Below are 26,549 nucleotides of genomic sequence, written 5' to 3'. Positions count from 1 at the left end.
TCCTCCCCAGTCGCAGGATCATCGGGGAGGCGTGATGAATCCCAGAGCTAAAAGTCCAAAGATCTAGAACTTCACCGTCACATCGGCGAGGAAGCGGCGGCCGTAGACGTCGTAACGGCCGATCCGGTTGGGATCGTTGTCGCGGTACATACGCAGGGCCTCGTTGGTCAGGTTGTTGACCTGGAAGCGCACGCCGATGTGGTCATTGATCTGGTACGACGAGCTGAAGTCGAGCGTCTTCTCGGTCTCCAGGGTCTGCAGGTCCGCGCCGCTCCAGCCGTAAATCACCGTCATCGGGCTGTGATACTTGTAGCCCAGTCGCGCCTCGAGCGGGCCGTGGGCGTACCACAGGTCGACCGTGGCGGTGTTCTTGGCCAGGCCCGTCATGTCGAGGGGATTGTTGGCTGGCGAGAACTCCTTCAGGTCGGAGTCGACGTAAGCGTAGTTCGAATAGATCCCGAAATTGGCCAGCGGGCCGGGCAGGAAGAAGAACGGCGTCTGGAAGGTCAGTTCCAGGCCCTGGATATAGCCGCCGCCGCCGTTGGTCGGGCTGGCGACGGCGTAGGTGATGCCGTTATAGACGACCGGGGTCTGCTTCCAGCCGATATAGGAGCTGACGTCCTTGTAGTAGTAGGACGCGGCGATCAGAGCCTCCGGACGGAAGTACCATTCAGCCGAGGCGTCCAGCTGAACGGCCTCGAACGGGTCGAGCTTGGGGTTGCCGGCGCTGCCGGTATAGGGCGACCAAGTGGTCAAGGTGCGGCTGGCGCGAAGTTCGTCCAGCGGCGGGCGGGCGATGACCTTGGCCAGGCCCAGGCGCAACACCTTGCCATCACCGAAGTCGAACTTGGCGTTCGCCGACGGAAGGAAGTCAGTGTGCCGGCTGCCCACCACCACGGACGCGACCGCGCCCGTGGTGTCGGCTCGGAAGCCGGTGCTTTCGGATTCGGTGCGAACCACGCGGGCGCCGATGTTGCCGGTCAGCCAGGCGCCGCCGACGCTGTCGCCCGCGAAGTTCAGCTTGCCATAGCCCTCATAGACCTTCTCGTGGACGCTCCAGTCCTCGGCGGGCTTGTCGGCGGCGCGACTGAACGCGTTGGCGCCGTAGGCGATGGCCGCGATCTTGTCGATGTCGCCGGTCAGTATGGCCGGGAGGTTCGCGCCCTTGCCGATCGTATATGCGGTGAACAGATTGGCCGGCACGGTCACGCCAGTCGGCGCGGGCGAATAGCCCGCCGCCCCGTGTTCCTTGGTGCGATCCGAGGCGCGGACGCCGAACTGCACGCTCTTGAACGGAACGCCTTCCAGCTGGCGGGTGAAGTCGAGAGCGGCGGCCTTTAGTTCATCGTTCAGATGCTCGGGCCCGTCATGCGAACCGTACTGGTTGGCGTACTGCGCGAGGCTGATGGTGGGGGCGCTGGTGGTGATGGTCGGGGTCTGGCCGGCCCGGGTGTCGAAGGTGGTCCAGTCTGGATAAGCCTCGACCCGCACGCCCTTCCAGGAATTGGTGCGTTCGGCCTTGGAATAGGAGACGTCGCCGGCCATGGTCCATTGGTCGTTGGTCCATTTGCCGTTGAGGCCGCCAGCCAGCAGGTCCTTGTCCTCGGTATAGTGCGACAGCACGGTGGTCACCGAGCTGTAGGGCAGGCGAGCGGCGACCACGGTGTTGTTGATCAGGGTGTAGGACGCGCCGGGCGCGGTGTAGTCGCCCCGGTTGCCGTTGTTCCAGTTGCCCCAGTTGTTGCGGCCCCAGACGGTCTGGTCCTGAAGTTCGGAAATCTTGATCTTCGAATAGAGGACGTCGCCCTTCAGCTCGAACTGGTCGGTCGGCCGCCATTGCAGGCCGCCCGAGACGCCGGTGCGCTTCTGGTCGATGCGGCTGGCCGACTCTTGCGCGCCCCACGGGGTGGCGTCCAGCTTGCCGTCGCCGTTCAGGTCGCCGCTGTAATCGCTGGCGCCGGCTGGCGGGCGGGCGATCGAGTCGTTGTAGCCCCAGCCCGTGAACGAGCCGTAGCCGTTCTTCTGCCGCTGGCTGGTCAGGCCCAGCACGATAGCCAGATCGTCGTTGAATTTGTGCACCAACGAGCCGCTGCCCCGGTAGCCGGTGGTGCCGTAGTTCGGGATGTCCTTGCCGCCGTCATAATAGACCGGGCCGGCGCGTAGCACGAATTCGGGGCCCTTGTAGTCGAGCGGGGCGATCGTATCGATGTTGATGGTGGCGGCCACGCCGCCGGCGATCAGGTCGGCCGACTGCGACTTGTAGACCTGCACGCCCGAGACGACCTCCGACGGATAGATTTCCCAGCGCACGTTGCGGTCCGGCTCGGACGAGGCGACTTCGCGGTTGTTGATCGTGCCGAGCACCAGGCGAGCGCCCAGGCCGCGCACGACGGCCTGGCTGTCATTGCCGCGGTCGCGGGTGGCGTTGACGCCGGGCAGGCGGGCGATGGACTCGGCGATGGTGACGTCTGGCAGCACGCCAATGTCCTTGGCCGAGATGGCCTCGACCACCTTGTCCGAGCCCTGTTTCACCGCCAGGGCGTCGCGCATGCTCTTGCGAACGCCGGTGACGACGATTTCGTCGACCTGAGCGGCGTTGGCTGGCGCGGGAGCGGTTTGCGCGTAGGCGCTGGCGGCGGCCATCATGGCCATGCCGCTGACAGCGGCGAGCAACTTGTAGTGAGACATCGGTGGTTCCCCCGTGTGGCGACGGCGCCGCGTTCCGTGACGCGGCTGCTCTCTCGTTCTGATGCGAATGGATCGGTCCAGCGCTGAAAGTCCGCCGGTTCAGTTGGGTGCGGGATTCGCACCGAAATTCTCCGCGCTTCTGCCGAGCGCTCCTCGACCGGTGTCTTCTTCCAGTCGAGAATTTCTATTTATCATATCAATCACACATGACAAGCCTCGAACGTTTTGGGGCGATGCTATCGCGCTGAACGGCAAGAAAGTCGCTGAAAACGTGGGCCGTTAGGGCAGCGGAACGACGGCGGCGCGTTGCCCGATGGCGGCGGCGACGGCGGGTGAATCGGCGACCTCGTCTGACGCCTCCGCCGTGGCCACGGTCACCGCAGCGCCCGGCATCAGGTGGGTGCGATAGACGAAGGCGTCGCCCTCGCGTGTCATGGGCCTGGGTCCAACGCCGCCCAGGAAGTCGCCGTCAATGAAGGCGGCGTCCGTGGTCGCCTTGGTCTTGAAGGTCACCTCGACGGGAAGGACATAGGCGGTCTTGAGCCAGTCGGCGCCCTCCAGGGCCTGGCCCTTGAAGTCGAACAGCGCCGCGTTCTCCCAGTTGGAGCCCTTGCCCCAGCGGGTGCCGCAGGTCTTGGTCGAGAGCCAGGACGGCTCCCAGTAGAAGACCCCCGTGCCGCCGCTCGCCAGAACCAGCTGGGTCAGGTCGATCAGGTATTTTTTCTGGCCCGCCGGGGTGGCCGGATAGCCGGCGATGAGCGAGTCTTCGCCCAGCAGATTGGGCGAGCTGTCGGCGTTGGCGGTGGTGAACGGGTAGGCGGTCTCCACCACCAGCACGTCGGCGGCATAGGTATTGCGCAGGCGGTTGATGGTCTGGCCCAGTTGCGCCATCGAGCGCTTGGACCACTTGCTGTAGTAGCTGATCCCAATGATGTCGAAATCGCTGACCCCGGCCTTGGCGGCGGCGGCGAACCAGGGCTCGACGTTCTCGGGTTGGGCGATGTGCAGCATCACGCGCGGCTTGATCTTGCTCTCAGCGCCCGCGTCGCGCACGGCCTTGATCCCGGCGTTGAACAGCAGGGCGTTGCGGTCCCAGTGGATCGGCTCCTTGGCCTTGGCCAGGCTTGAGACGATCTCGCCATTGGTCTCGTTTCCCACCTGCACCAGTTCGGGCATCAGGCCTTCGCGGTCCAGTTCCGTCAGGGTGTCATGGGTAAAGGCGTACAACGCCTTGGCCTGGTCCTGCGTCGATAGCTTGGCCCACGCCTTCGGGGCCAGCTGCTTTTCACCATCGGCCCAGTCGTCGGAATAGTGGAAGTCGAGCAGCACCTGCAGGCCGGCCCGCTTGGCGCGGCGGATGCTGCGCTTGACGTCGGCGAGGTTGGAATACTTGGTCCAGTCCGGGTCGTTCCAGATACGAATCCGCGCCACGTTGGCGCCCGCCGCCTTGAAGAACTGGTATTGATCGACCGGCTTGCCACCGGACCGATAGACCGCGCCGCAGTCGTCCATTTCGTTGGCGTAGGAGATATCGACGCCCATATAGATCGGGGGCTCGGCGGCTTGCGCGACGCCAAGGGTCAGCAAGCTAGCCGCCAGGGCAACGATTATACAGTGGCGCGGGTGTCGCATGTCTATCCCCCTCAATACCGCGGCTCACGCCGGAACTGGCGGACACTCATCGCATTGATATTATAAATCAAGAGGGGTTTTGGTGGCTTAGCGTCTTTCGGCGCCGTTAATCAAGGCGTCGGTGCGCAATTGGCGGGCTGAATCGGCAAGAGGCTCGGCGCGCCACGCTATGCGCTCCCGCGGGGCTCGGGAGGAACCTACGCCAACCGCATGCGCGTGCTCGTGATCGATCCAGACCCCGCCAGAGCCGCCCTGGTCGCTGAAGGACTGCGGGGCGTGGACCCGTTGGAGGTCCGCAAGGCGGCGACTTATGACGAGACGGAAGTGGCGGCCTTCGCACCGGACGTCGTGGTGATCGCCTCCGACAGCCCTGATCGCGACACGCTCGACAGTCTCCGTGAAATCAGCCCCAGCAGTCAGCGCGCGGTTGTGATGTTCGTCGACCGATCCGAGCCAGGTTTGGCCGAGCAGGCCGTTCGGGCCGGCGTCGCGGCCTATATCGTCGATGGGTTGTCTCCGGCCCGGGTGCGGCCGATCCTCGACGTCGCCATGAGCCGTTTCGCCCTGATCCAGCAGTTGCGCGGCGACCTGGCCAAGGCCAAGGCCGACCTTGAGTCGCGCAAGACGGTAGAGCGGGCCAAGGGCCTGCTGATGAAGGAGCGTGGCCTGGACGAGGACGGCGCCTATCGCTTGCTGCGCAAGCTGGCCATGGATCGCGGCAAGCCGATCGGCTCGGTGGCCGCCGACCTGCTGGCCTTCGCCGGCGTGCTGAAGGGGGACGCGTCGTGAGCGGGCTGGCCGACCTGACGCTGGGCTTCATCCCGCTGACCGATTGCGCGCCGCTGGTGGTGGCCAAAAGTCTGGGCCTGTTCGCCCAAGAGGGGCTGGAGGTCTCGCTCAGCCGTGAAGCCTCGTGGGCGACGATCCGCGACAAGGTGACGGTCGGCGCGCTCGACGGCGCCCACATGCTGGCGCCGATGGCCTTGGCCTCGGGACTGGCCAGCGACGGCTCGGGGGCGCCGATGCTGGCGCCCCTGGCCCTGAACCTGAACGGCAGCGCCATCACCGTCTCGCTCGGCCTGGCCGCCGCCATGCGTGCGCTGGATCCCGAGGGCATGGCGGCGGAGATCATCACCGCCCGTCCGCTGGCTCGCTTGGTTGAGCAGCGCAAGGAGCATGGCGCGCCGCCACTGATTTTCGCGGTGGTCTTCCCCCATTCGATGCACAATTACGCCCTGCGCTACTGGCTGGCGCAAGCGGGCGTCGATCCTGATCGCGACGTTCGACTGGTGGTGACGCCGCCGCCCCGCATGGTCGATCATCTCCAGTCCGGCGGCATCGACGGCTTCTGCGTCGGCGCGCCCTGGAACGCGGTGGCGATGAGCCAAGGCGTCGGCGAGATGCTGATCAAGGCATCGACGTTCTGGCCGGGCGGGCCTGACAAGGTGTTCGGCCTTACGCAGGCCTGGGCCGAGCGTCATCCCGGCGAACTGCGCGCCGCCTTACGGGCCTTGCTGCGCGCCGCAGCCTGGTGTGACGAGCCTGGCAATCACGCCGAACTGGTGGCGCTGCTGTCGCGTCCCGAGCACGTCGGCGCCGAGCCCGAGGTCGTGGCGCGAGCTCTGCGGCAGGAGATCGTCTTCCATCGCGGGGCTGCGGGCCTGCCCCGCCGAGAGCACGCCCTGTGGTTCCTGTCGCAGATGGTGCGCTGGGCTCAGGTCGCCGACGACCTTGATCTCGCAGCCGTCGCCGACCGGGTCTATCGCCCGGACCTGTTTCGCGAGGCGGCCTTATCGCTCGGGCCGATCCTGGGCCCGGCTCAGGCGTTTGAGGACGGCGCGGCGTCAGTTCCGGCGGCGCTGTTCGACGGGGTCAGCTTCGACCCCGGTGATGCCCGTGGCTATGCCGCCGGGTTTGCGATCAGCCGAGCCCGCGCCTAGGCGATCGTCCGCTCGGGCGCAGCTCGCCCCAAAGAATTGCTCATGCTTGAAGCATCGACGCTGTCCGTTTGCTGAGCAACCGCGCGATCCAGGCCTATCGACACCGCGACGCGGCATGGCGCGTGACAACGCCGGGCCCTCGACACTCCACTAGCATCAGGCCTCCGGACAACGAAGTTCGTGGCTGCCAGAGACGACCGCTCGGATGCGGTCACCCGCCCGAGGCGTTCGCGCCTCGCTCTCGCAGACACGCAACATCCGAGGCGTATCATGCTCTCCCGTGATTTCCTGAAGGCCGGCCATGCGCCGACCCTGTTCGCCGCGTTCCTGTATTTTGACCTGAGCTTCATGGTCTGGGTGATCCTGGGCCCGCTGGGCGTGGCCATCGCCAAGGACTTCCATCTCGACCCCGCCCAGAAGGGCCTGATGGTCGCCATCCCGGTTCTGGCGGGGGCGGTGCTGCGCCTGGTCAACGGCGTGCTGGTCGATCGGATCGGTCCCAAGAAGACCGGGATGATCAGCCAGTTGATCGTGCTGACCGGCCTCGTCGCAGCGTGGCTGCTGGGCATTCATAACTACCACCAGGTCTTGGCCCTGGGCGTCGTGCTCGGCGTGGCCGGCGCTTCGTTCGCCGTGGCCCTGCCGCTGGCCTCGCGCTGGTATCCGCAAGAATATCAGGGGCTGGCCCTGGGCATCGCCGGGGCCGGCAACTCCGGCACAGCCCTGGCCGCCCTGTTCGCGCCGCTGTTGGCCAAGGCCTTTGGCTGGCAGAACGTGATCGGCCTGGCCGCCATCCCGCTCGCCGTCGCCTTTGTCGTCTACATGCTGCTGGCCAAGGACGCTCCCGAGCAACCTGCCCCCAAGACCCTGCCCGAATATATGGAAGTGCTGAAGGTTCCGGACGCCTGGTGGCTGATGCTGCTCTACGCGGTGACCTTTGGCGGCTTCGTCGGCCTGGCCTCGTCCCTGACCATCTATTTCAACTCGGAATATGGGCTGACCCCGGTGATCGCCGGCTTCTTCACCGCCGCCTGCGTGTTCGCCGGCTCGTTCATCCGTCCGGTCGGCGGGGCCCTGGCCGACCGCTTCGGCGGGGTGCGAACCCTGACCATTGTCTTCGCCTTGGCCGCCGTCGGCCTGGCGGCCGCCAGCTTCCAGATGCCCTCGGCTTGGATCGCCTTGGCCGTGCTGATGTTCTCGATGCTGGCCCTGGGCGCCGGCAATGGCGCGGTGTTCCAGCTGGCGCCGCAGCGGTTCCGCAAGGAAATCGGGGTGATGACCGGGCTGATCGGCATGACCGGCGGCATCGGCGGCTTCTACCTCGCCTCGACGCTGGGCATGGCCAAGAAGCTGACCGGCTCCTATCAGCTCGGCTTCCTCGGTTTCGCGGCCCTGGCGGTGTTCGCGCTCTTCGCCCTGCTCGGTCTCAAGGCGCGCTGGCGCTTGGTTTGGCCGACACTGCACGGCGCCGACGCCCGTCCGATCCGTGTCTGATCCCTTTTCCTTCCCAGTGAGCAGAACCATGACCAAGGAAAAGCTGGTCGTCATCGGCAACGGCATGGCCGGTTGCCGGGCGGTCGAAGAAGTCCTCAAGCGCGATCCGGGCCGCTACGAGATCGCCATCTTCGGGACCGAGCCGCGGGTGAACTACAACCGCATCATGCTGTCGCCAGTGCTGGCGGGGGAAAAGTCCTTCGCCGACATCGTGATCAATGACGAGGCCTGGTACGCGGATAACGCCATCGCCCTGCATGCCGGCCGCGCCGTCACGGCGATTGACCTGGAAGGCCGCAAAGTCGCCGCCGAGGGCGGGCTGGAAGTTGCCTATGACAAGCTGATCCTGGCCACGGGGTCTGACCCGTTCCGTCTGCCGTTGCCCGGCATCGATCTTGCGGGCGTGGTCACCTTCCGCGACTTGGACGACGTCGAGTCCATGATCGCCGCTTCTGGCAAGCCCGGCGCCAGGGCCGTGGTGATCGGCGGCGGTCTGCTGGGCCTGGAGGCCGCCTACGGCCTGGCCCGTCGCGGCATGGCGGCCACCGTCGTCCACCTGATGGACGTCTTGATGGAACGCCAGCTGGACGAGAGCGCCGGCTTTTTGCTGCGCGAGGCCCTGGCGGAGCGCGGCGTCGAGACGGTGCTGGGCGCTCATTCCGAGGAGATCCTTGGCATGGACGGCCAGGTCGTGGGCCTCAAGCTCAAGGATGGCCGCGTCCTGCCGTGCGACCTGCTGGTCATGGCCGTGGGCATCAAGCCCAACGCCAGCCTGGCCAGGGCGGCGGGCCTGGCCGTCAATCGCGGCGTGGTCGTCGATGACGCCATGCGCACCTCCGATCCGGCGGTTTTCGCCGTGGGCGAATGCGCCGAGCATCGCGGCAATTGCTACGGCCTGGTCGCGCCGATCTGGGAGATGTGCCGCGCGCTGGCCGGGTCGCTGACCGACGGGGAGGGGGCCTATCAAGGCTCGGTTCTGTCGACCCGCCTGAAGGTTTCGGGCGTCGACGTGTTCTCGGCCGGCAAGTTTTCGGGTGGCGAAGGCTGCGAGGACATCGTGTTCCGCGACGCAGGACGCGGTGTCTACAAGCGCGTCGTCATCGAGAACGGCAAGCTCGTCGGTTCAGTTCTGTTCGGCGACGCCATCGACGGCAATTGGTACTTCGACCTGATGCGGACCGGAACGTCGGTCAAGGACATCCGCGAGACCCTGATCTTCGGCCAGGCCATCACGGAAGGGCTGTCCGGCCTGGACCCTAATGCGGCCGTTGCGGCCATGCCCGATACGCAGGAAATCTGCGGCTGCAACGGTGTCTGCAAGGGTTCGATCGTCGCGGCCATCACCCTCCAGGGCCTGACGACCGTGGACGACGTGAAGGCGGTGACCAAGGCCTCGGCCTCGTGCGGCTCTTGCACCCCGCTGGTCGAGCAGGTGCTGAAACTGACCCTGGGAGACGGTTTCAAGGAACAGACCGGCCCCAAGCCGATGTGCAAGTGCACCCACAAGCCGCACTCGGACGTCCGCACGGCCATCGTCGAGTACGACCTGAAGTCGATGCCAGCCGTGATGCAGGCCATGGAGTGGACCACGCCCGACGGCTGCGCCTCGTGCCGACCGGCCCTCAACTACTACCTGCTCTGCGCCTGGCCGTCGGAATATCGCGACGACAAGCAGTCGCGCTACATCAACGAGCGGGTCCACGCCAACATCCAGAAGGACGGCACCTATTCGGTCGTTCCCCGGATGTGGGGCGGCATGACCACGCCCGACGAACTGCGGGCCATCGCCGATGTCGCCGACAAGTTCGCGATCCCGGCGGTCAAGGTCACCGGCGGCCAACGGATCGACCTGCTGGGCGTCAAGAAGGACGACCTGCCGGCCGTCTGGGCCGACCTCAACGCCGCCGGCATGGTCAGCGGCCACGCCTATGCCAAGGGCCTGCGCACGGTGAAGACCTGCGTCGGCAGCGACTGGTGCCGGTTCGGCACCCAGGATTCCACCGGCCTGGGCATAAGGCTGGAGAAGTTCCTGTGGGGCTCGTGGGCCCCGGCCAAGGTCAAGCTGGCGGTGTCGGGCTGTCCCCGAAATTGCGCCGAGGCCACCTGCAAGGACTTCGGCGTGGTCTGCGTGGATAGCGGCTTCGAAATCCACATCGGCGGCGCCGCCGGCCTGCACATCCAGGGCACCAAGGTGCTGACCCACGTCGCCTCGGAGGACGAGACCGTCTGGGTGATCGCCGCAGCCATGCAGCTGTACCGCGAAGAGGGCTGGTACCTGGAGCGGGTCTACAAGTGGATGGCTCGGGTTGGCCTGGAGACCATTCAGGCCAAGGTCACGGATCCCGAACCCCGCAAGGCGCTCTACGACCGCTTCGTGTTCTCGCAGCGCTTCGCCCGCATCGACCCCTGGGCCGAACGCGTGGCCGGCCGCCACAACGAGGAGTTCACCCCCATGAGCCGCCGGATGGAGTTCGCCCCCGCATGAACGCGCCCCTGAAATCTCCGGTCTGGATCGATGTCGGCGCGGTGACGGACATTCCGCGTCGCGGGGCCCGTCGCGTCACCAGCCCCTGCGGTGACATCGCCATTTTCCGAACCGGTGATGGCGAGGTGTTCGCCCTGATGGACGCCTGTCCGCACAAGGGCGGTCCGCTGAGCCAGGGCATCGTCCACGGCCGCGCCGTGGCCTGCCCGCTGCACAATTGGTCGATTGACCTGGCCTCGGGCGAGCCCATGGGCGCCGACAAGGGCAAGGGCTGCACGCCGGTGGTGCCACTGGAAGTGCGCGACGGCCGTCTGATGCTCAGTCTGGCGACGGCGCCGGCGATACGGGGGGCCTGATGGCAGACGGCGGCGGCGCGCTCACGATCAAGACCGCCTGCCCCTATTGCGGGGTCGGTTGCGGCGTGAGCGGCGCTGTCGGTGAGAGCCGAGCCTTGTCCGTGACCGGCGACGCCGCTCATCCCGCCAATCTCGGCCGCCTCTGTTCCAAGGGCGCGGCGCTGGGCGCGACGGTGGGGCTGCAGGGCCGGCTCCTTGAGCCGACCATTGGCGGCAAGGTCGCGTCCTGGAGCGACGCCACGGCCCTGGTCGCCAAGCGCTTCAAGGACACCATCGCCAAGCACGGGCCCGACAGCGTGGCCTTCTATGTCTCGGGCCAACTGCTGACCGAGGACTATTATGTCGCCAACAAGCTGATGAAGGGCTTCATCGGCTCGGGCAATATCGACACCAACAGCCGGCTCTGCATGGCCTCGGCGGTGGCGGCCCACAAGCAGGCGTTCGGCGCCGACCTGGTGCCGGGCTGCTATGAGGACCTGGATCTCGCCGACCTGGTGGTGTTCAGCGGCCACAACGCCGCCTGGACCCATCCGGTGCTGTTTCGGCGCATGGAGGCCGCCAAGGCGCGAGGCCAGAAGCACGTGGTCATCGACCCGCGCCGCACCGACACCGCCGAAGGCGCAGACCTGCACCTGGCCATCGCCCCGCAAAGCGACGTGCGACTGTGGAACGGTCTGCTGGCCGACCTGATCCGGCGGGGGGCCATCGACCGCGATTACATCGCCGCTCACGTCAATGGCTTCGCGGATGTCGAGACGGCCCTGGCCGAGCTAAATCAGTCGCCCGCCGCCGTGGCCGCCGACTGCGGCGTGCCGGTGGAAGACTTGCTGACCTTCTACGAGCTGTTCGCCGCCCATGAGCGCACGGTCAGCCTGTTTTCCATGGGCGCCAACCAGTCGGCCCAGGGCACGGCCAAGGGGCTGGCGATCCTCAATGTCCACCTGGCGACGGGGCGGATCGGCAAGCCAGGGGCCTGCCCGTTCTCGATCACCGGCCAGCCCAACGCCATGGGCGGGCGCGAGACCGGCGGCATGGCCAACACCCTGGCCGGCCACATGGACTTCGCCCCCGCCGACCGCGACCGCGTCGCCCGCTTCTGGGGGGCGCCCGACACCGCCCGCGCCCCGGGCCTGAAGGCCGTCGACATGTTCGAGGCGGTCCATGCGGGCAAGATAAAGGCGATCTGGGTGATGGCCACCAACCCGGCCGTCTCGATGCCCGACGCCACCCGGGTGCGCGAGGCGCTGGAGCGCTGCCCGTTCGTGGTGGTGTCGGACTGCGTAGACACCGACACCACGGCCTTCGCCGACGTCAAGCTGCCGGCCCTGGCCTGGGGCGAGAAGGACGGGACGGTGACCAATTCCGAGCGCCGGATCTCGCGGCAGCGGGCGCTGTTCCCGGCGCCTGGCCAGGCCCGCGCCGACTGGCGGATCGTCGCCGACGTCGGACGCGCCATGAGCTTCGATGGATTCGGATGGCCGTCTCAGGCCAGGGTCTTTCGCGAGTGGGCGCGGATGACGGCCTACGAGAACGAGGGGCGGGTCTTGAACCTGGCGGGCCTGGCCGCCCTGACGCCGGAGGCCTATGCGGCGCTGTCGCCCCTGCAGTGGCCCGTGACGGCGGACGGCCAGGGCACGGCGCGGCTGTTCATCGACGGCCGGTTCCAGACGCCAGACGGCCGAGCCCGCATGGTCCCGACCCGGCCGCGCGGCCCAGCGGACGCCGTCGACGCGGCCTTCCCGCTCTCGCTGAACACCGGTCGCATCCGCGACCAGTGGCACACCATGACCCGCACCGGCTTGGCTCCCGACCTGTGCCGCCACGCGCCCGAACCGTTTGTCGAGGTCCATCCGGCAGACGCCGAGGCCGCGGGCCTCAAGGACGGCGCCCTGACCCGGATCATCACCGTGCGCGGCGAAGCCGTGGTCCTGGCCAAGCTCACCGACCGTCAACGGCCGGGCAGCCTGTTCATGCCGATGCATTGGACCAACGCCTTCGCGCCGTCCGGCCGCGCCAATCCGCTGGTGGCAGCTAATCTCGACCCGACCTCGGGACAGCCGGAGTTCAAGCACACCCCCGCCCGGATCCGCGCCCATCGCGAGACCTGGAAGGGCTTTTTTCTGACGCGGTCCAGCCTCGCATCCCCCACGGGGTTGGACCTCGTCTGGCGGCGCATCCCGCAGGACGCCTGCCAGCAACACGAGTTCGCCGGTCGGGGCGATGAGGCCGAGCGCGCCGCCCTGCGCAAGGCGCTTGTCAAAGGCCTGACCGGCGAACTCGTGACCTACGAAGACGCCGCCACCGGCGCCCGGCGCGACGCCTGGGTCGAGGATGGGCGGCTGGTCGCTGTGCTGTATGTCACCCTGGCCGGTCGTCTGCCGGCGCGGGACTGGTTGGCCGAGCTGTTCGCTGAACCGGTGCTCAGTCCTGAAGCCCGCTCGGCGCTGTTGTTTGGCCGTCCGCCCGGCGCGCCGATCGACGAGGGACCGATGGTCTGCGCCTGCCTGAAGATCGGCGCAAGGGCCGTTCAGGCCGCGATCGTCGCGGGGGCCATCAGTCCTGACGCGGTCGGCGTCGCGACCGGGGCAGGGACCAACTGCGGCTCCTGCCGCCCCGAGATCGCCCGCATGATCGCCGCGTCGGTCGTCATCCCGCCCGTCAAGGAGACCCTCCATGTCGCATGATGCTCAAGCCGGCCGCGTCCTGCTGGTCGGCGCCGGCCCGGACCCCGTGGACCTGATGACCGTCCGCGCCGTTCGCGCCGTCGAGAGCGCCCAGGCCCTACTCTACGACGCCTTGATCTCGGATGACGCGATCGCCCTGGCCCCGCCCGGCTGCGTGCGCATCCAGACCGGCAAGCGGGCCGGCAGGCTCAGCATGCACCAGGACGAGATCAACCGGCTGATGCTGCGCCTGGCCCGCAAGGGCCTGCGGGTGGTGCGGCTCAAGGGCGGCGATCCGTCGATCTTCGGCCGGGTGGGCGAGGAGTCAGCGTTCCTCCAGGGCCACGGCGTCCCGGTCGAGGTCGTGCCGGGGGTCACCGCCGCCTGCGCCGCCGCCGCTCAGTTTGGCTTCCCCCTGACCCATCGCGGCGAGGCGCGACGGGTGGTGTTCGCGACGGCGCGACTGGAGGCCGGCGCCTTGGCTGGCGATTGGAGCGCCGCGTCCGATCCGGAAGCCACGATGGCCATCTATATGGGCGGCGAGGTCGCGGGCGCGCTGAGTGAACGGATGATCGCCGCCGGCTGCTCGCCAGACACTCCGGCGGTGGCCGTGGAGCAGGCGGGCGGCGTCGAGGCGCGGCTCTATCCTTGTACGCTGGGCACATTGGCGGCGGCGCTGGGCGAGACGCGCGGCGGTCCGGTGCTGATCGTCATCGGCGAGGTCGCCGCCCAGGCCAGGAGCGCGGGCGATGTCCTTGAAGAACTGTCGCGCGCCGTGGGCTAAGGTTTCAGCGGGATTGGTCCTGGAGCTGGATCCACCCCGCTGGCTGGCGATGCGTGCGCTTGACCAGATCGTCGCGTAGCGGGGCATAGCGCGGGTCCATCAGGCTGGCCAAGGCATAGGTGCCGACCGCATTGACGGGATCCCACGGGTGCGGCGCATATTCCTTCTGACCCGCGCCGGCGCGGTCGCGGTCGAACTGGACCTTCGAGTTGGCGAACTCGATATGGATCTTTTCGCCCTTGGCGTAGGGCGCCAGCCAGTCGAGCGCGCCGGGCAGGTTGGCGCCGGCGGCGTTGCGCCAGGTGAACCAGTCCTCGCCATGGGCGCGAGCCGACAGCGTCGCCATCATCAGTGGGTCCAGGTCGTAGGTGACGTAGTGGATGGCGTCGCGCTCGTGGAAGTCGTGCACTGTGCCGTCGGCCAGCAGGTTGGTCGTGACTTGGGCGCTAAAAGCCGCCCGGGCCCGGTCGATCAGCTTGGCGTCGGCGACCTGGAAAGCCGCCATCGTGGCCAGCTTGACGCGGTGGCTCTGCCAGTTGGTGTCGAAATTGCGCGGCTTGCCATCCATGGCGTCGAGATAGCCGACAGCCATGCGCCGCCAGAACCCATCGAGCTTGGCGCGGGTCATCGTGGGCAGGTCGGCCTCAGTCAGGTCATAGGCCATGATCAGGGCGTCGAAGCCGGTCTCGTCGATCGGGTTGAAAGACATCTGATAGACGTCGGCCCAGTTCTCCAGATAGCGGCCAGCCTGGTCGAGATAGGCCCGGTCGCCCGTCAGCCGCCAGGCCAAAGCCAGGTTCAGCACGATCGGCTGGTCCTCCTTGGCCGTCACGCTGATCTCGCGAATGCCCTTGCCGGGTAGGGTGCCCTCGGTATGCAGCAGAGGGATCGCGCCGGGCGGACGGGTCAGGGCGGCCTTGGCCTTGCTCAGGACGTCCGCTGCTGCGGGGGCTGCGGCGCCGCCCTTGGCGTAGGCCGAACCCAGCAGGGCGTAGTCGGCCGCCAGGGCCGGCGAGGCCAGTAGCGCCAGGGCGCAGGCCGCGCCCATCAGCAACGTCTTCATGTCACGCGTCTCTTTGGACAAAGACATGAGGCTGGGCGCGGAGCCCGGCCTCACAGGGGAACTACAGACTAAAAGGTGGCCCGCAGGGTCATCTGGTAGGTGCGGCCGTCATAGTCGATCCGGCGCGGCAGCATCGGATCGCTCTCGTATTCCGAACGGGTTGCGTCCGTCAGGTTGAATGCGTCGACCGACAGCGTCAGGTCGTCGGTGAACTTGTACGAGGCCGAGGCGTCTAGCTGGCTGCGCGCCTTGACGGTGCGGGCGTCGCCGACGAACGAATTGCCGGCGGCCAGATCGTATTTGTCGCGCCAGTTATAGACCAGGCGGGCGCCGAACTTTGCCCCTTCATAATAGCCGATGAAATTGAGATTGTTCTTCGAAACGCTGGGCAGGGTGATCGCCTTGCCCGCCTGGTCCTTCCCATCGATCGACGTGTAGGAGTAGTTGAACGCGCCGCCGAAATCCTTCCAGAAGCCGGGCAGGAAATCGAAGTTCTGCTGGATATTGAACTCGACGCCGGTGACCGTCATCGCGTTCTGGTTGGTCTGGCCGCTTATATTGACCTGGGCTTGCCTGACCGTCCCGCCTGCGCCCGTGAAGGTGTTAGAGCTCCTGCAGACTGGCGTGCCGCCCGAGTTGTCGATCGTCAGCGTACCCAGATTGACGTCCAGGCCTGGGATCTGGCCCGAGGCGGGGCAAAGCAGCGTCGGATCGGTGATCGGGCCGATATAGCCGTCAACCTTCTTGCGGTAGGTCGCCAGCGAGATCAGGCCGCCTGGTCGGTTGTACCACTCCAGGGACAGGTCCACAGAGTCGGAAGTGTAGGGCTTCAGGCTCGTCGCGCCGATGGTCACCGTGTAGACCGGATCGACCGGCGGAGTCAGGTCGACCGGGCTCTGGACATAGGTGGTCGGCACGATGTCGCGTGGCTGCGGGCGCACATAGGTCGAATAGGCCGCGAAACGCAGGATCAGGTCGTCGCGCAGGTCCGCCGCCAGGATCAGCGACGGCAGCCAATAGTCATAGTTGCGTGTCGTCGTCTTGGTGGTCTGTCCGTGGTTGATCGGACCGGGCGCGACCGACTGGGCGGCGGCGCAGTTGGTGCAGTTCAGCGCGACAATCTTGTTGTCGGTATATTCATAGCGAACGCCCAGGGCGCCGTGCACCGGAATGCTGAACATTTCGGTCTTGAACTTGGCTGTTGCATAGGCCGAGTAGACGTCGTTCTCATTGGTGAAGTTGTTGTTCCAGTAGTTGCCGTCCCAATAATTGTTCACAAAGCCATAGGGCGTCAGGAACACGCCAGGCGCGCCGAAGGCGAACTGGCCGGGCAAGCCGGTGGGATTGGTGGTGGTGTTGCGGGGCGCGGTGTTCACCGGGGTCAGGATCGACAGCATTTGCTTGACGTCCACGCCCATCCAGTTGGACGTCGCCCCCGAAGCCTGGCCGCCGAAGAAATCGTTGGCGTAGCTCAGCTGCGAGGCCATGGCCGGCGTGATGTTCTGGGTCTGGGCGCCCAGCGAAGTGTTGCGCGAACCCGACGAGGTGAACTTCAGGCTCTCGGCGCGGCCGCCAAACTGTAAGCTGGTCAGGAAGCGGCCATCCTCGAAAGTGCGCTCCAGGTCGAGTTGAGCCGAATCCAGGTCGTTCTTGGCCCGGCCGTTTGTGCCGGTGATGCCGAAGCGGTCGGCGGGCGTGTTCGCCGCCGCGCCGGGCATCTGGGCGCCGGCCTGGGTGGCGGCGCTGGCGAGCGCCGGAATGTTGTAGGGCGTCGTCGCCAGGTGTGTGGCGTGCGGGGTGGCCAGGGTGGCCATGTAGTTGGCCAGGTCGGCGCCACCCAGGGCGACCGACGTGGTGATGCCGTTTAGCCCGCCCGCGCCGAGGTTGCGGTAGGGGTTCTGGACGATGTCGAACTCGATCTGCTTGGCTTGGGCCTTGGCGCGCGAGACGGTCAAATTGGCGGTGGCGCGCCATTCGTCGTTCTTGAACTCGACGGTCGGGTTGATGGCCCAGGTCTGGTTCAGGGCCGGCTCCGAGCGGATGGAGTCGAAGGTGTTGATGTTGGCGGCCGAGAACGAGTTGACATAGGCGCGTGGACCGTTCGGCGTCTGCACGATGTAGGGGGCGCCGAGATTGCTGATCCTGGCGACGGCCGAGGTCGCCGTCAGGCCGGTATTGGTGCCCTGGCCCGCGCCGGCGTCGATATAGAGCAGGTTATTGGTGGCCTGGCTCAGCTTGCGCCGGGTGATGAAGCCGTTGGCGCCGAACTTCCAATCTTCATTGATGCGCCACTCGAAGCCCGTGGCGGCCGACAGGGTCGTGCCGCGGTTGAACTTGACGAGCTGGCGGGTCTGGCTGGGATAGTAGACGGGGGCCAGGCCGTTCGGGAACTGCGAGGTGTAGCTGGCGGGCAGCGACGCCTGGAGAGCGTCATAGGCGGCGTTCTGGCCGGCGACATAGGCGCCGGTGTTGTTGACCACGGCCTGTTGGCCACCCAACTGGATCGAGCCCAGCCGGTTACCCCACGAATTGACGGTGATCGAGTCGCGGCGGAACTTTTCGTCCTTCCAGGCGACCACGCCGAACACCGCGAAGTCGTCGGTCAGGTGCTTGTTGTAGCCCAGCGAAGCCAGCGGGCTGCCCAGGTTGCCCAGGTCGTTGTACTCGTAGGAAAGCTTGGCGAAGCCGCCGTCCTTGCGGCCCAGGGCAGGGGCGATGCGCAGGTCGATATTGCCCGACAGGCCGCCGGCCAGGTCCGATGCCATGGGCGACTTGATGACATTGATGGCGGTGAAGATGTCGGAGTTGAAGGCGCCCAGCGGGGTTGAGCCGTTCAGGACCGGGTCGGCGAAGGCGCCGCCGTTCAGGGTGGTGCGCGCGAAGGTTCCGGGCAGGCCGCGCAGGCTGATCGTGGCGTTGCGGCTGTCGGCCTCGCGGTTGATCTGGATGCCCGGGATGCGCTGGATGGCTTCGCCGACATTGAGGTCGGGGAAGCGCCCCAGGCCGTCCGACGAGATGCCGTCCGAGATTTGCAGCGTGTCGCGCTTGGTGGCGATGGCGTTGGCGTAGGCCGCGCGGAAACCGGTTACCACGACGGCGTCAACGGTGTCGACCGGAGCGGCGGCCTCGGGCGTCGCGGCGGGCGTCTGTTGCGCCTGGGCGGTCGAACCCAGGGCGACGGCGGCGCATGAGGCCAGCAGCGTCGCGCGAAGGACGAGCATATTGAAATTGGATGTCATCTTTAGCCTCCCCAGAGGCGCGTCTGTGTTTGGCGCCGTTGACGAACTTATCCGACCAGTCGCCGCGTATGTCAACGAAATGGTATTACCACTTTGCACAATTCGCCGGAAGCGTGGTAAGGCCAAAGTGGAGGGATTGGTTATCACCGCCGTGCGGTCGGAATCGGCCGTGGCGACGAAATGCGTCCGGTCGATGAACGCCTGGCTCCGTCGACGTTGCACGCATTCCAACTTCCAACCTGCGTCGCGGTCGCCTAGTACTGGTACCGCTACCGTCGAAAAAATGACGGTGCGGGAGAGAAGCATGATCCAGACTCGTCGGACACTTGGCGCGCTCGCGGCTGCCTTGCTCATCGTCAGTCCGTTCGCGGCCGGCGCCCAACCGCCCAGTACGAAAACTCACTGGGTGGGGTCGTGGGCGGCCTCGCAGCAGGTTCCGGAGCCACAGAACGCGCTGGCGCCGCAAGACCTCGCCGACGCGACCCTCCGGCAAATCGTTCGTTTGACGGGGGGAGGGCGGCAGGTTCGCGTCAGGTTGTCCAACGTCCACGGCACGGCGCCTCTTCGGTTCGCCTCTGTGCATGTCGCCAAGCCCCTCTCGGTGAGCAGCCCGCGAATCGATGTCGCGACCGACCATGCCGCGACCTTCTCTGGTCAGACCGAAGTCGTGGTGCCGGCGGGCGCGGAGTATCTTTCCGACCCGATCGACCTGTCGGTCGCACCCCTGTCGGACTTGGCGATCACCGTCTACCTGCCAGCCTCGCCAGAGCGGCAGACCAGCCATCCCGGATCGCGAGCGACGTCCTATGTGCTGGCCGGTCAGCATGTGGCGGACGCCGACCTGCCGGGCGCCAAGACCGTCGATCACTGGTTCGCGCTGTCGGGCGTCGATGTGGTCGGTCAGACGCGCGGCGCGGTCGTGATCCTGGGCGACTCGATCACCGACGGCTACGGCGTGGCGCCCAACAGCAACCTGCGCTGGCCCGATCATCTCGCCGCCCGACTGCAAGCATCAGCCAAGACCCGCCATCTGAGCGTTCTCAACCAGGGGATCGGAGGCAACCGCGTGTTGCGGGACGGTTCGGGGCCCAACGCCCTGGCCCGCTTCGAACGCGACGTGCTCTCGCAGACGGGCGTCGCCTATCTGATCGTGCTGGAAGGGGTGAACGACCTGGGCGTGCTGACCCGCGACGCGCCGGCGACCCCGGAGGCCCACGCAGCCTTGGTGCGCGACATGACCGGCGCCTATGGCCAGATGATCGAGCGGGCCCGCGCGCGCGGGATCAAGGTTATCGGGGCGACCATCCTGCCCTATGCCGGTTCGGCCTACTACCATCCCACGGCGGTCAACGAGGCCGACCGCCAGGCGATCAACGCCTGGATCCGCGCGCCTGGCCATTTCGACGCCGTCATCGACTTCGACCTGCTGATGCGTGACCCGGTTAAGCCGGAGCGCCTCAACGCGGCCTATGACAACGATGGCTTGCACCCCTCGATGGCCGGCTACAAGGCCATGGCGGACGCAATTCCGCTGTCGTTGTTCGACCACTGATCTCTGCAAACGAAGATGTCTGACCAATGGGTCTGGCATCATCCGTCAATTTATGAGACCGGTAACATCCGATGACTTGAGCGGGCGTGTCCGCCCTTCCATACTGCCAACCAGCCAAGGCGTTCGCGCCGGATGAGAGACCGATCACGGTCCGATCAAAGCGGGGAAACCAAGACCATGAGCCAGACCTTCACGCGCCGCACCCTTGGGGTCAGCCTTGCCGCCCTGGCCGCCGCCTCGGCGCCCGCCGTGCGCGCGGCCGTCCCCGCCAAGGGCGGCAAGCCGCTCTACAAGGATGCCGCCCAGCCGATCGAACTGCGTGTTCGCGACCTGCTGTCGAGGATGACGCTGGAAGAGAAGGCGGCCCAGCTGATCGGCATCTGGCTCACCAAGGCCAGGATCCAGACGCCCGAAGGCGATTTCTCGCCCGCAGAGGCCAGCAAGAACTTCCCCAACGGCCTGGGGCAAATCTCGCGCCCTACCGACCGCAAGGGACTGAAGCCCGCCACGGTGGTCGACGCCGCCGCCGGCGCTGATGACGGCTCGGTCGGCCGCAACGCCAAGGAAACCGCGCACTACACCAACGCCGCCCAGAAGTGGTCGATGGAGCAGACGCGCCTGGGCATCCCGATGCTGATGCACGACGAGGCCCTGCACGGCTATGTAGCCCGCGACGCCACGAGCTTCCCGCAAGCCATCGCCCTGGCCTCGACCTTTGACCCCGAAACCGTCGAGAAGTGCTTCGCCGTGGCTGCTCGCGAGATGCGCGCCCGGGGCTCCAACATCGCCCTGGCTCCGGTGGTCGACGTGGCGCGCGACCCGCGTTGGGGCCGCATCGAGGAGACCTATGGCGAGGATCCGCACCTGTGCGCCGAGATCGGCCTGGCGGCGATCCGCGGATTCCAGGGCCGGACCCTGCCGCTGGCGCCGGACAAGGTGTTCGTCACCCTCAAGCACATGACCGGCCACGGCCAGCCCGAGAATGGCACCAATGTCGGCCCCGCCCAGATCGCCGAGCGCACCTTGCGCGAGAACTTCTTCCCGCCGTTCGAACGGGCGGTGAAGGAGCTGCCGGTCCGTTCGGTCATGCCGTCGTACAACGAGATCGACGGGGTTCCCTCGCATGTCAATCGCTGGCTGCTGCATGATGTTCTGCGCCAGGAGTGGGGCTTCAAGGGCGTGACGATGAGCGACTATTTCGCCATCAAGGAGCTGATCGCCCGTCACAAGCTGACCGACAGCCTGGCCGACACCGCCGTGATGGCGATGAACGCCACCGTCGATGTCGAGCTCCCCGATGGCGAGGCCTATGTCCTGCTGCCCGAGTTGGTGAAGTCGGGCCGCGTGCCGCAGTCATCGGTCGATGAGGCGGTGGCGCGGGTGCTCGCGATCAAGTTCGAGGGCGGCCTCTTCGAGAACCCCTATGCCGACGAGAAGACCGCCGACGCCAAGACCGCGACGCCCGACGCCATCGCCCTGGCCCGTGAGGCCGCCCGCAAGGCCGTCGTGCTGTTGAAGAACGACAAGGGTCTGCTGCCGCTCGACCCGACCAAGTTCAAGCGCCTGGCCCTGCTGGGCACGCACGCCAAGGACACCCCGATCGGCGGCTACAGCGACACCCCGCGCCATGTGGTGTCGATCTATGAAGGCCTGCAGGCCGAGGCCAAGAAGAGCGGCTTTACGCTCGACTATGCCGAGGCCGTGCGCCTGACCGAGGCCCGCATCTGGGCTCAGGACGAGGTGAAGCTCGCCGACCCGGCCATCAACGCGCGACTCATCGCCGAGGCGGTCGAGGTGGCGAAAAGGGCCGACGTCATCGTCATGGTGCTGGGCGACAACGAGCAGACCAGCCGCGAAGCCTGGGCCGACAACCACCTGGGCGACCGCGACAGCCTCGACCTGATCGGCCAGCAGAACGACCTGGCCAAGGCGATCTTCGATTTGGGCAAGCCGACCGTGGTGTTCCTGCTGAACGGCCGTCCGCTGTCGGTCAACCTGCTGGCCCAGCGCGCCGACGCCCTGGTCGAGGGTTGGTACCTGGGCCAGGAGACCGGCAACGCCGCCGCCGACATTCTGTTTGGCCGCGCCAATCCAGGCGGCAAGCTACCGGTCAGCATCGCCCGCGACGTGGGCCAACTGCCGATCTTCTACAACCGCAAGCCCACGGCCCGGCGCGGCTATCTGTTCGACGAGACGACGCCGCTGTATCCGTTCGGCTTCGGGCTCTCGTACACCACCTTCGACATTTCGGCCCCGCGCCCGGCCCAGGCCGCGATCGGTCCCGGCCAGAGCGTCAAGGTCGAGGTCGATGTCACCAATACCGGCAAGGTCGCTGGTGATGAAGTCGTGCAGCTCTACATCCACGACGAGGCCGCTTCTGTGACCCGCCCTGTGCTGGAGCTCAAGCACTTCAAGCGGGTGACCCTGGCCCCCGGCGCCAAGACGACGGTGACCTTCGAGGTCTCGCCGATGGACCTGTCGCTGTGGAACCTGGAGATGAAGCGGGTGGTCGAGCCGGGGAAGTTCACCCTGCTGTCGGGCCCGAACTCGGTCCAGTTGAAGCCGGCGACGCTGACGGTCACGGCTTAAACGAGTCCGCTCCATACGATTGGGGACAGGCACATGGGCCTGTCCCCATCCCGCGCGCAGCTCTGCCGGCATAAAAAGGGAGGTCGGCATGATCCGCACCGCCATCACCGCTCTGACCCTGGCCGCCGCCCTGGCGACGGGCGTGGCGCTCGCCACGCCCGTCCACGCCGCCGGGCCTGCCGCCGCAAGCTCTGCCACCTTCCCCCTGATCGCCGCCCGCCGCTCGGCCCGGATCGAGACCGACGTCACCGACTGGCCCGGCGTGCTGCGCGCGGTGAACGACGTCCGCTCCGACCTCGGCAAGCTGTCAGCCGACGCCCAGCCCGCCAAGGACGCGCCGCTGGTGATCATTGGCACCATTGGCAGGAGCCCGGCCATCGACGCCCTGATTGCTTCGGGCAAGCTCGACGTAACCGGCGTCACCGGCCAGTGGGAGGCTTTCGTCCAGCAGGTGGTCGAGAACCCGCGCCCTGGTATCGCTCGCGCCCTGGTCATCGCCGGCGCCGACAAGCGCGGCACGATCTTTGGGGCCTATGACCTGATCGAGAGGGCGGGCGTGTCGCCCTGGGCCTGGTGGGCCGACGTGCCGGTCCCCGTCAAGGCGGAGGTCGCCGTCGCGTCCGATCGCCGCGTACAGAAGCCGGGTGTAAAGTACCGCGGCCTCTTCCTCAACGATGAGGACCCCGCGCTGATGGGCTGGGCCAAGGCGACTTTCGGCGGGGTCAACCATGACTTCTACGCCAAGGTCTATGAGCTGACCCTGCGGATGAAGGGCAACTTCCTGTGGCCCGCCATGTGGGGCAAGGCGATCTATGACGACGACCCGCTGAGCGCGCCGCTGGCCGACGAATACGGCGTCGTGCTGGGCACGTCGCACCACGAGCCCATGGGCCGCGCCCACGTCGAGTGGGAGCGCTACGGCCAGGGGCCTTGGGACTATGCCAAGAACCCCAAGAGCCTACAGGACTTCTGGCGCGAGGGCGTCACGCGGCTGGGCGCCAACGAGAGCCTGATCACGGTCGGCATGCGCGGCGACGGCGACGAGCCGATGAGCGCGGGCACGGCCACCAAGCTGTTGGAGACCGTCGTCGCCGACCAGCGCAAGATCATCGGCGAGGTGACCCGCAAGGACCCGTCGCAGACGCCGCAGGTCTGGGCCCTCTACAAGGAGGTGCAGGACTATTACGACGCCGGCATGCGCGCGCCAGACGACGTGACCCTGCTGTTCTCCGATGACAACTGGGGCAACATCCGGCGGCTTCCGGAGCGGGGCAAGACCCGACGGGGCGGCTACGGCGTCTACTATCATTTCGACTATGTGGGCGGCCCCCGGAACTACAAGTGGCTCAACACCAACCAGGTCGAGCGCGTCTGGGAGCAGATGAAACTGGCCAAGGACTACGGCGCCGACCGGCTGTGGATCGTCAATGTCGGCGACCTCAAGCCCATGGAATTGCCGATCGAGTTCTTCCTCGACATGGCCTGGGGTCCGGACGCCATGCCGGTCGACCGGATGTCGACCTATACGCACGGCTGGGCCGCAGCGCAGTTCGGACCCGAGCACGCCGACGAGATCGCGGCCTTGCTGACCGGCTACACGAAACTCAACGCGCGCCGCAAACCCGAGCTGATCGACGGCGCGACCTTCAGCCTGGTCAATTTTCGCGAGGCCGAGCGCGTCGAAGCGGAGTGGGGCGACCTGGAACGCCGCGCCGACGCATTGCGCAAGGCGCTGCCCAAGGATCAGGACGACGCCTTCTTCCAGCTGGTCTGGTTCCCGATCCAGGCCAGCGCCAACCACACCCGGCTCTACATCGCCGCCGGCCGCAACGCGCTGTACGCGAAGCAGGGGCGGATGGCGGCCAATGACGAGGCGGCGAAGGTCCAGGCCCTGTTCGACCGCGACGCTCGACTGGTCCAGCAGTGGAACCATGACCTGGCGGGCGGCAAGTGGCGCGAGATGATGAGCCAGACCCACATCGGCTACACGTCGTGGCAGCAGCCATCGACCAACATCGTCCCGGCGACCCTGACGGTCGCGCCCTCGACGGGGTTCGGCGTGGTGATCGAGGGGCAAGGCGCGGCGGTCGACGCCGGCGCGGACCTGCCGCCCCTGGCCCGCGACGGCGTCGCCAGCCGCTGGATCGATGTGTTCGCCCGGGGCGCCGGGCCGCTGGCCTTCAGCGTGAAGACCGCCGAGCCCTGGCTCAAGCTCGCTCCCGGCCCGGCCGCCGCTAACGGCGACACGCGGCTGGAGGTGTCGGTTGACTGGAACACCGCGCCGATCGGCATGCACCGCGCGGCCATCGCAATCACTGGCCCCGACGGCAAGGCGGTTACCGTCACGGCCGTGGTCGACAACGGTCCCCGCAAGGTCGCCAAGGGCGTGTTCATCGAAGCCGGCGGTCCGCTGGCCATCGAGGCCGAGCACCATGCGCGAGCGACCGGGACGGGCGGCGTGAGTTGGACCACCATACCGGGCCTGGGCCGCACCCTGTCGGGCGTCACGACCTACCCCTCGACCGCGCCGTCCAGCGCGCCGGGGCAGGGGCCTTATCTGGACTACGTCGTCGACCTGGCCCAGGCGGGCGCCTTCGACCTGTGGGTCTTCACCGCCCCCAGCCTAGATTTCCGTGGCGGCGGCGGTCTGCGCTACGCGGTGTCGCTGGACGACGCGCCACCGGTGGTCGTCAACCTGCACGAGGGCGAAACGCGGACCGGCGAAGGCCAGAAGGGCTGGGAGAAGGCCGTGGCCGACAACGCGCGGGTGCAGCGGTTGCGGCTGACGGCGGGCAGGGCGGGCGCTCATCGTATCCGCCTTTGGCGGGTGGATCCCGGCGTGGTGTTCGAGCGCTTGGTGATCTCGCGTGGCGACCTGCCGGAAAGCTATCTCGGCCCAGCCGAAGGGCGACGGCGATGACCCGCGCAGCCACACGGCGGGGGCGATCTGCGTGGTAGAGCATTTCCCGACCTGACTGCGTCAGGCCGTGAGCTCTAACCTTTTGTTTTGACGCATTCTTCTTCACGCGAACCGGAACCACTTCGCTCGAAAAATGCTCTGGAGCGTGTTTGGTTTACACAGATGCATCGCTCCAATTCCCCGACTTCCCGGCGAAGGCCGGGACCCAGATTCATCCAGAGCCTCTCGTGGGTTTCACCTTGGCCCCGGCCTTCGCCGGGGAGACGGAATATTTGGATGCCGATTCAATCTGAATCAAAGGCGTGCTAGATGGCGACCCGCTTGGCGATCGCGCTGCGACGGGCGTTGGTTTCCTGTTGGGCGCGTTGCACGGCCTCGGTCTCGGTGGCGTGCAGCAGGTGTTCGATGACCCGCTCCAGATGGTCGCGCATGGCCTGGCGCGCGGCGGCGGGGTCGCGGGCCTTGAGCGCCTCGAACACCCGGCGGTGCTCGACGATGCGCGGCTCGAGCCCCATGCCCCGGGCGCGGGTCAGGATGTTGCGGGCCAGGGGCGAGCGATCGCGCCACAGCCAGAGGTTCTCGATGGTGGCGATGATCGCGCCGTTGCCCGAGGCCCGCGCGATGACCATGTGAAACTCACGATCGGCGTCCTCGCCCTGGATTTCCTCCTCGCGCGCCATCCGTCCCATCAGCGCCTCGAGCTCGGCGATCTGGGCGTCGTCGATGGCGGTGGCGGCCAGGGCGGCGGCCTCGCCCTCGAACAGGCGGCGGGCCTCGATCAGTTCAAAGGCGCCGATCTCCGTGTCGAGCTCGCTGCTGGTCGGGGTGGCGGGACGGACGCTGCCGGTGACGTAGATGCCCAGGCCGTGACGGGCTTCGATCATGCCCAGCATTTCCAGGGCGATCATCGCCTCGCGCAGGGTGGGGCGGCTGACGCCGAACTGCTCGGCCAGTTCACGCTCGGTCGGCAGGCGATCACCAAGCTTGTACCGGCCGCTCTCGATGGCCTCGGCTATGGTATCGGCGATCCTGCGGTAGAGCTTGACGTTTTCGGCCATGGCTTTCGTCAGGTTCCTGGCGGGCCGACCGGCCCCTTCGACTCGCGGCACCATAGCCGACCTGCCGGGCGCGGGCTATTTTTTGA

The 26,549-nt window shown here is 67.1% G+C and carries 15 protein-coding genes; 10 read left to right on the top strand and 5 right to left on the bottom strand.

Annotated features, from left to right (window positions below; genetic code table 11):
* Window positions 1-63: 63 nt before the first annotated feature.
* The gene (locus ACP694_RS10705) at window positions 64-2,688 is read right to left on the bottom strand and encodes a TonB-dependent receptor (protein ID WP_426012234.1); all 2,625 of its coding nucleotides are present in this window, start codon (window positions 2,686-2,688) and stop codon (window positions 64-66) included.
* 279 nt (window positions 2,689-2,967) lie between these two features.
* On the bottom strand, window positions 2,968-4,275 hold the full coding sequence (locus ACP694_RS10700) for a glycoside hydrolase family 53 protein (RefSeq protein WP_426012232.1): 1,308 nt from the start codon (window positions 4,273-4,275) through the stop codon (window positions 2,968-2,970).
* Between the two features lie 255 nt (window positions 4,276-4,530).
* On the opposite strand from ACP694_RS10700, the gene ACP694_RS10695 reads away from it, so the two are divergent.
* The 7 genes from ACP694_RS10695 (at window position 4,531) to cobA (ending at window position 14,042) form a co-directional block, all read left to right on the top strand.
* Window positions 4,531-5,109, top strand: a complete 579-nt coding sequence (locus ACP694_RS10695) for an ANTAR domain-containing response regulator (protein WP_426012230.1) — start codon at window positions 4,531-4,533, stop codon at window positions 5,107-5,109.
* Entirely contained in the window at window positions 5,106-6,260 is a 1,155-nt protein-coding gene (locus ACP694_RS10690) for a CmpA/NrtA family ABC transporter substrate-binding protein (protein ID WP_426012228.1), read from the top strand. The genes ACP694_RS10695 and ACP694_RS10690 overlap by 4 nt, the downstream gene beginning before the upstream one ends.
* 270 nt (window positions 6,261-6,530) lie before the next feature.
* Window positions 6,531-7,754 (top strand): nitrate/nitrite transporter, encoded by a 1,224-nt coding sequence (locus ACP694_RS10685; protein ID WP_426012226.1) that lies wholly within the window; start codon window positions 6,531-6,533, stop codon window positions 7,752-7,754.
* A 28-nt stretch (window positions 7,755-7,782) separates the two neighbouring features.
* On the top strand, window positions 7,783-10,239 hold the full coding sequence (gene nirB / locus ACP694_RS10680) for a nitrite reductase large subunit NirB (protein WP_426012225.1): 2,457 nt from the start codon (window positions 7,783-7,785) through the stop codon (window positions 10,237-10,239).
* Complete coding sequence (gene nirD, locus ACP694_RS10675; protein ID WP_426012224.1) at window positions 10,236-10,595, top strand: nitrite reductase small subunit NirD; 360 nt, start codon at window positions 10,236-10,238, stop codon at window positions 10,593-10,595. Before nirB ends, nirD begins: the two co-directional genes overlap by 4 nt.
* Entirely contained in the window at window positions 10,595-13,279 is a 2,685-nt protein-coding gene (locus tag ACP694_RS10670) for a molybdopterin-dependent oxidoreductase (protein WP_426012223.1), read from the top strand. The genes nirD and ACP694_RS10670 overlap by 1 nt, the downstream gene beginning before the upstream one ends.
* On the top strand, window positions 13,269-14,042 hold the full coding sequence (gene cobA, locus ACP694_RS10665; RefSeq protein ID WP_426012222.1) for a uroporphyrinogen-III C-methyltransferase: 774 nt from the start codon (window positions 13,269-13,271) through the stop codon (window positions 14,040-14,042). Before ACP694_RS10670 ends, cobA begins: the two co-directional genes overlap by 11 nt.
* Window positions 14,043-14,046: 4 nt before the next feature.
* Here cobA and ACP694_RS10660 read toward each other — a convergent pair whose 3' ends face one another.
* Complete coding sequence (locus ACP694_RS10660) at window positions 14,047-15,105, bottom strand: alginate lyase family protein (protein ID WP_426012221.1); 1,059 nt, start codon at window positions 15,103-15,105, stop codon at window positions 14,047-14,049.
* 68 nt (window positions 15,106-15,173) lie between these two features.
* Complete coding sequence (locus ACP694_RS10655; protein ID WP_426012220.1) at window positions 15,174-18,344, bottom strand: TonB-dependent receptor; 3,171 nt, start codon at window positions 18,342-18,344, stop codon at window positions 15,174-15,176.
* A 601-nt stretch (window positions 18,345-18,945) separates the two neighbouring features.
* Here ACP694_RS10655 and ACP694_RS10650 point away from each other — a divergent pair.
* The 3 genes from ACP694_RS10650 to ACP694_RS10640 all read left to right on the top strand — a co-directional run bounded on the left by ACP694_RS10650 (window position 18,946) and on the right by ACP694_RS10640 (window position 25,405).
* A complete protein-coding gene (locus ACP694_RS10650) occupies window positions 18,946-19,896 on the top strand; it encodes an SGNH/GDSL hydrolase family protein (RefSeq protein ID WP_426012219.1) in 951 nt (316 codons plus the stop codon).
* A gap of 177 nt (window positions 19,897-20,073) precedes the next feature.
* On the top strand, window positions 20,074-22,485 hold the full coding sequence (locus ACP694_RS10645) for a glycoside hydrolase family 3 N-terminal domain-containing protein (RefSeq protein WP_426012217.1): 2,412 nt from the start codon (window positions 20,074-20,076) through the stop codon (window positions 22,483-22,485).
* 88 nt (window positions 22,486-22,573) lie between these two features.
* On the top strand, window positions 22,574-25,405 hold the full coding sequence (locus ACP694_RS10640) for a glycosyl hydrolase 115 family protein (RefSeq protein WP_426012215.1): 2,832 nt from the start codon (window positions 22,574-22,576) through the stop codon (window positions 25,403-25,405).
* Window positions 25,406-25,710: 305 nt separating this feature from the next.
* Here the strand turns inward: ACP694_RS10640 and ACP694_RS10635 are convergent, their stop codons facing one another.
* Window positions 25,711-26,463 (bottom strand): FadR/GntR family transcriptional regulator, encoded by a 753-nt coding sequence (locus tag ACP694_RS10635; RefSeq protein ID WP_426012214.1) that lies wholly within the window; start codon window positions 26,461-26,463, stop codon window positions 25,711-25,713.
* Between the last annotated feature and the right edge of the window lie 86 nt (window positions 26,464-26,549).

This window comes from Caulobacter sp. DWR2-3-1b2, from assembly GCF_049896345.1.
In the GTDB taxonomy this organism is placed as follows: domain Bacteria; phylum Pseudomonadota; class Alphaproteobacteria; order Caulobacterales; family Caulobacteraceae; genus Caulobacter.
Note: the sequence above shows the minus strand (reverse complement) of the source record. Positions and strands in the feature narration are given on the sequence as shown.

Excerpts from the sequence above, each read along its gene's own strand:
- ACP694_RS10705 (WP_426012234.1), bottom strand. The coding sequence starts at position 2,688 with ATGTCTCACTACAAGTTGCTCGCCGCTGTCAGCGGCATGGCCATGATG.
- ACP694_RS10695 (WP_426012230.1), top strand. The coding sequence starts at position 4,531 with ATGCGCGTGCTCGTGATCGATCCAGACCCCGCCAGAGCCGCCCTGGTC.
- ACP694_RS10685 (WP_426012226.1), top strand. The coding sequence starts at position 6,531 with ATGCTCTCCCGTGATTTCCTGAAGGCCGGCCATGCGCCGACCCTGTTC.
- nirB (WP_426012225.1), top strand. The coding sequence starts at position 7,783 with ATGACCAAGGAAAAGCTGGTCGTCATCGGCAACGGCATGGCCGGTTGC.
- nirD (WP_426012224.1), top strand. The coding sequence starts at position 10,236 with ATGAACGCGCCCCTGAAATCTCCGGTCTGGATCGATGTCGGCGCGGTG.
- ACP694_RS10670 (WP_426012223.1), top strand. The coding sequence starts at position 10,595 with ATGGCAGACGGCGGCGGCGCGCTCACGATCAAGACCGCCTGCCCCTAT.
- cobA (WP_426012222.1), top strand. The coding sequence starts at position 13,269 with ATGTCGCATGATGCTCAAGCCGGCCGCGTCCTGCTGGTCGGCGCCGGC.
- ACP694_RS10660 (WP_426012221.1), bottom strand. The coding sequence starts at position 15,105 with ATGAAGACGTTGCTGATGGGCGCGGCCTGCGCCCTGGCGCTACTGGCC.
- ACP694_RS10655 (WP_426012220.1), bottom strand. The coding sequence starts at position 18,344 with ATGACATCCAATTTCAATATGCTCGTCCTTCGCGCGACGCTGCTGGCC.
- ACP694_RS10645 (WP_426012217.1), top strand. The coding sequence starts at position 20,074 with ATGAGCCAGACCTTCACGCGCCGCACCCTTGGGGTCAGCCTTGCCGCC.
- ACP694_RS10640 (WP_426012215.1), top strand. The coding sequence starts at position 22,574 with ATGATCCGCACCGCCATCACCGCTCTGACCCTGGCCGCCGCCCTGGCG.
- ACP694_RS10635 (WP_426012214.1), bottom strand. The coding sequence starts at position 26,463 with ATGGCCGAAAACGTCAAGCTCTACCGCAGGATCGCCGATACCATAGCC.